We start from the raw sequence: 250 nt of genomic DNA, 5'->3' as shown, positions 1-250 counted from the left end.
CCGCCCGGATACCGGCACGACATCCCCACGATCACGACCGGGTCGTCCGCAACCGGCGGCAGCAGCCGTGTCGGCACATGCTCTACGGCATGGGTGCTCTCGTCGGCGAAGAGTTCGTCGCGTACGTACTCGGCGAGGCTCATCGCGGTGGGGTAGTCGAAGACGAGGGTGGCGGGGAGCCGCAGACCGGTGGCGTTGGTCAGCCTGTTCCGCAGTTCGACGGCGGTCAGCGAGTCGAAGCCGAGGTCCT

Annotated in this window: 1 protein-coding gene; it reads right to left on the bottom strand. The window is 68.0% G+C overall.

What is annotated here, in order from left to right; genetic code table 11:
• Window positions 1–250: acyl carrier protein (locus AN218_RS28425; protein ID WP_244900779.1), on the bottom strand; the 250-nt coding region annotated here is incomplete at both ends.

The sequence above is a fragment of the Streptomyces nanshensis genome (assembly GCF_001751255.1).
Taxonomy (GTDB): domain Bacteria; phylum Actinomycetota; class Actinomycetes; order Streptomycetales; family Streptomycetaceae; genus Streptomyces; species Streptomyces nanshensis_A.
The sequence above is the reverse complement of the archived record's forward strand: the minus strand, read 5'-3'. Positions and strand labels throughout refer to the sequence as shown.